A 4,217-nucleotide genomic window follows, 5' to 3' on the forward strand; every position below is an offset into this window, starting at 1 on the left:
GTTTATCGCAATGAACAAGGCAAAGCTACAAATTGAAGGTCTCTCTATGGATGAGCTCATTTCGTTGCGTGACGAAATACAGAGCCGTATCCAAGCCGCAGCTGAAAAGGAGATGAAAGAACTTGAAGCAAGACTAGAGGAACTACGCCCTCTCGCTGAGTCAAAAGGCAACGCATCAAGTTCGACCAAGGAACGCCGCACCAAGGTCAAGCCAAAGTTCAAAGACCCAAAGACGGGCAACACTTGGTCTGGTCGCGGGTTAACACCGGTGTGGCTTCGAGAGTACGAAGCACGTGGCCAATCTCGGGAAGAGTTTGCGATCCGTTAGTTCGAGATTGAGGGCTCAGGTTCGGTTCACCCTTTTCAATAGGTAGATCGGCTTCAGAGACCTTCAGCCTTTAGCAGAGCATCGGATTCGCCCAAGAGCACGGCAAGAATGGTAGCGACGCGGCCGCTCATACCTCAACCAGCCATAGAATGTCCCGCCATGTCTGTTGCAGACGCGCGCTAACCAAACCAATTCCATAAGAAAGGCCGCACCGGGACGAGACCCGGTGCGGCCAGTTTGAGGCATGATTTGCCTGCTAGTCGCGGGCGTTCCAGAGGATGACGTGCCGGCCTTTCTTGCCCTTGACCGGGGCAAGGTTCGCGAAGATCCGGCGCGGGCCGATCTGCGGGTCGGCGAGGGTGACCGAGAGATAGTCGCGTCCCGATGCCTTCGACTTGCGCATCCAGCCACCGCCGATTTCGGTCGAGGTCTCACCGGCATAGATGCGGTAGTCCGGATGACCGTCTTCGGTCTTTTCCGCATTCTTCTCGATGCGGATCGCGGCAGAGAGGTTCATCATTGCGAGGGTGCCTTCAAAACCGGACTTGGTCTCGCTGACATATCCGAGTGCGTTTGCCATGGGGGTCTCCTTTTCGTTCCTTGGCTAAGTCTCCGGGGACCCCTTGTCCCCGTCGACGCCGGACCGCCCGGACGGGCTGAGCTGGCCCTGAACCGCTCGCGGGCGTAGCGAAGCGGAGCACCGGACGGGCGAGGAATTTTGCTGCGCGAGGAAGGCGTGAAGCGCCGGGGAAAATTCTTCGTCCGTCCGGTTCCAGGGCCGGGTCAGTTCGTCCAGGTTATAAAGGCAAAGACGGGAGCAAGGGGGCCGAGGCACGCTTCAGGAACGTCAAATCGGACCGCCCGCAAACGCCCTGAAGGTGTCCATCGAGAGCTCAAGACGCGCGATTTTTCCGAAGGCATTTTCTGCAATCGCCCAGGTATCACAGCTGCCAACTTCGCGTCCCGGAATGCGCGAAGCCACCCGGTCACATGTACCGGGCGGCCCCTTTTGCTCGCTGAACAGGAGACGCTTGTTCAGGCAGCGTCCTGTTGCGGTTCAGGCGTCTCATCGGAAGCGTTTTCCGCCTCCGCTTCGAACAGTCCTGCAATGCGTCTCCAAGCATCGGCAGGCGGTGACCCGGCCCCTTCGACAAGGCGGGTCGGAGGCACCTGCATCCAGCCCGGGCGCCAGTCTGGGTTGGCCTCGCAGCCCTCACCCGCGATCCGGTTTGCCAGCACCTGCTTCTGCACCTTGCCGGTATCTTTCCGGCAGGAGTCTGCGAGGGACGTCGTCGCAATATCAGCGATCATCGCATTGATGGCACGCTTGTCTTTGGCGAGCTCGAAAAAGGTCTCGTCCGGTGTCCAGGCCGCCGACAGGTCAGCGCCGCAGACATGCAGGACCGCTTCGACAATGCCATTCCCGGCCTCGAGCGTGCGGGCCATCACCATCGCAAGCATCTGCAACACTTCTTCATCCGACATGGCGAGCAGCGCAGAGAAAAGTTCGCACAAGCGGTAGTCATCGCCATTCCGGCGAAGGGCTGGATTGACGTTTAGCGCCTTGAACAGGGCGTCAGCCTGAGCCAGCCTTTCGGTGAGTGCTGCCACAGATGTCGAGCCTTTGACGCTCGCCTGCGTCTCATCCTTCCGGGTGCGAAGCTCGTGAGGACGCACGTCCCAGAGCGCGCTCCCCGCCATGGCATGCGCCACCATCAGGCGAAGCGCAATCGCGGGCGAAGTAGCAAGACTCGCTTGGGCGGCGGCGTGACGGTGGAGCAGGATATACTCCGCGAGCGGGCCGGACATTTCAGGGCGGACCGCTGCGGGAACGGCATCGGTATCTCCCTTGGAAGACGCCTGCCGCTTGCGCGCTTCGGCGGAGGTCAGCTGTCCTTCATGGAACTGGACCGTGCCGTCATGTCGGACTTCGATGAAGACCTTCCCGCCATCTTCCATGGCGCACTGGACATGGTCCCAGCGATGGAAGTACGCCCCGCGCTCAAGGCAGATGACATCGCTCCAGCCGTCGGCCTTGTAGGCCTCGACCCGCTCGGCAATCGCGGCGGATTGTGCCTGCCAGAACTGATCCGCATCCGCAAAGACGCCATGCTCGCCAAAGAGGTCGGCAGTGACCTGTCCCTCATAGGTGTCGAGATCGAACAAGGCCTTGTCGGTGGTGATCGTGGTCCCGCCTGTGATCCAGGCCTTGCAAGACCGGCCCATCGGGGCGCGTTCGGTACCACTCTCGAAGAGACGAAGCCACTCGGCTTGCTGGTCGGGCGTAGCAAGCGTCAGCGCGCGGATTGTTTCGCGGTCCAGCTCGTCCTCGGCGTAGAGCTGGCGGATCGGCTCGGCGAGCGAAGCAAGCGCCAGCACACGCCGCACCAGAAGCGCGGTCACCCCGAAGAACGTGGCGATATCTTCAATCGCCCTGCCTTCCTCATGCAGGCGTTTGAACGCTTCATACTGCTCCATTTCTGTTGCTGGCAGGCGTCCGACATTTTCGATGACGGAGGCCGCAATCGCGGAGGCAGCATCCGTCTCGGTCATGATCGCGCATGGGACCAGCGGCACCTCGCCTGTCTCCTTCGCAATCTCCTTGAGCGCGAAGAAGCGGCGGCGTCCGGCGATGACCCCATAATATTTGCCTTCGCGGCGGACCAACAGGGTCTGTCGCAATCCGCTCTCGCGGATCGATGGCAAGATGTCGGATACGTCCGGTTTCTTTCGTCCATGACGCATATTGAGTTTTGAAATCCGAAGCTCGTCCAGCGGGATGTGTTTAAGGTCGGGCTGTGCCATGGGGGTCTCCTTTTCTGGCGGGTAAAGCGAGAGACCCAGCGCCCATGCCGGGCCTCTCCAGTTGATCTTGGTGAAGGGAAAGCCGTCCGCGTCCCGGCTCGGCTCAGGGTCGGTCTCGCCCCAGTCATAGTCGCGGATCGTGATCAGGGGCGCGCGGCCCTCGAGCCAGATTTCGGCGACCTGGGCCTCGGCAATGACCAGCGTCATGCGAGGAGGTGGGCCAAGCAATTCAGTGAGAGAGCGGGCCGCGCTCATCTCGTGGCCCAGCCGGTCACGGTCTCGGCGAGCCGCGAGGCAGCGGCCTTGGCCGCATCCAGCGCCTCCGCCAAAAGCTCGTTCGCAACCGTGGTGAGATAACTATTGTCCGTGTCGGGATAGTTGCAATCGACGCCCCAGAGGCTGGCGGCATGACGGTCCAATTCAATGCCGTCGCGCTCGACCGAAAGCACGATCCCGCAATAGAACCACTCGCTCTTGCGCCATGCTTCCATGACGGCTTCGGCCTTGACCTGCGCCTCGGCGAAGCGCTGGCGGAAACCATTGCCGGGTCCGATAAATCCCGGCGCGTCCTTGCAGAGCGAGGGCCAGAACCCATCCTGCCGCTGGTCTGGCGCATCGGGGCTGTCATCGGCAACAATCTGGGCGGTGATGGTGAAGCCCTCGGCCTCGCAGCTGATCGTATCGCCTTCGCAGGCGTAGGTGTTGAAGTGCTGGGTGAAGGTCATGGCGCTCACCGCGTCCAGAAGACGTGAACGTCTTCGAACCCAGTCTCGAACACCATGATGTCGCCACTGAGTTCCATGTCTCGGGCGAGCGCGTCCCAATCGATATAGTATTCAAGGGCTGCGGCGATTTCGGTTCCGGTATCGCGGTGGAGGGTCTCGGCGAAGTCTGCCCGGCTCGAATAGCAGCCTGCGTAATCGTCGAAGGCCGCCTCGGCCTGCCCAAGGTCATCGCCAAAATGGCGATGGACCAGCGCGCCAAGCTTTCCATGTTCGGCGATGAAGTCGGCCAGATTGCAGACCGTCTTGAAGCTCGCATATTCCGACAGGTGCGCGCCTTCGAAGCCTTCATAGTCATGGAT

Annotated in this window: 5 protein-coding genes; 1 reads left to right on the top strand and 4 read right to left on the bottom strand. The window is 61.0% G+C overall.

The features are described 5' to 3' along the window. Nucleotides 1-328: H-NS family nucleoid-associated regulatory protein (locus tag WA989_RS16905; RefSeq protein WP_424341651.1), on the top strand; the 328-nt coding region annotated here is incomplete at its 5' end. A 256-nt stretch (nt 329-584) separates the two neighbouring features. Here WA989_RS16905 and WA989_RS16910 read toward each other — a convergent pair. The 4 genes from WA989_RS16910 to WA989_RS16925 form a co-directional block, all read right to left on the bottom strand. After that, nucleotides 585-908 carry a DUF736 domain-containing protein gene (locus WA989_RS16910; RefSeq protein ID WP_424341652.1) on the bottom strand — a complete coding sequence of 108 codons (324 nt, stop codon included), beginning with the start codon at nt 906-908 and terminating at the stop codon, nt 585-587. A 455-nt stretch (nt 909-1,363) separates the two neighbouring features. After that, complete coding sequence (locus WA989_RS16915) at nt 1,364-3,388, bottom strand: ParB/RepB/Spo0J family partition protein (RefSeq protein WP_424341653.1); 2,025 nt, start codon at nt 3,386-3,388, stop codon at nt 1,364-1,366. Further along, on the bottom strand, nt 3,385-3,858 hold the full coding sequence (locus WA989_RS16920) for a hypothetical protein (protein WP_424341655.1): 474 nt from the start codon (nt 3,856-3,858) through the stop codon (nt 3,385-3,387). Before WA989_RS16920 ends, WA989_RS16915 begins: the two co-directional genes overlap by 4 nt. Nucleotides 3,859-3,863: 5 nt before the next feature. Further along, a partial coding sequence (locus WA989_RS16925) for an antirestriction protein ArdA (RefSeq protein ID WP_424341654.1) occupies nt 3,864-4,217 on the bottom strand: 354 nt, incomplete at its 5' end.

Source organism: Henriciella sp. (assembly GCF_049649345.1).
Taxonomy (GTDB): domain Bacteria; phylum Pseudomonadota; class Alphaproteobacteria; order Caulobacterales; family Hyphomonadaceae; genus Henriciella.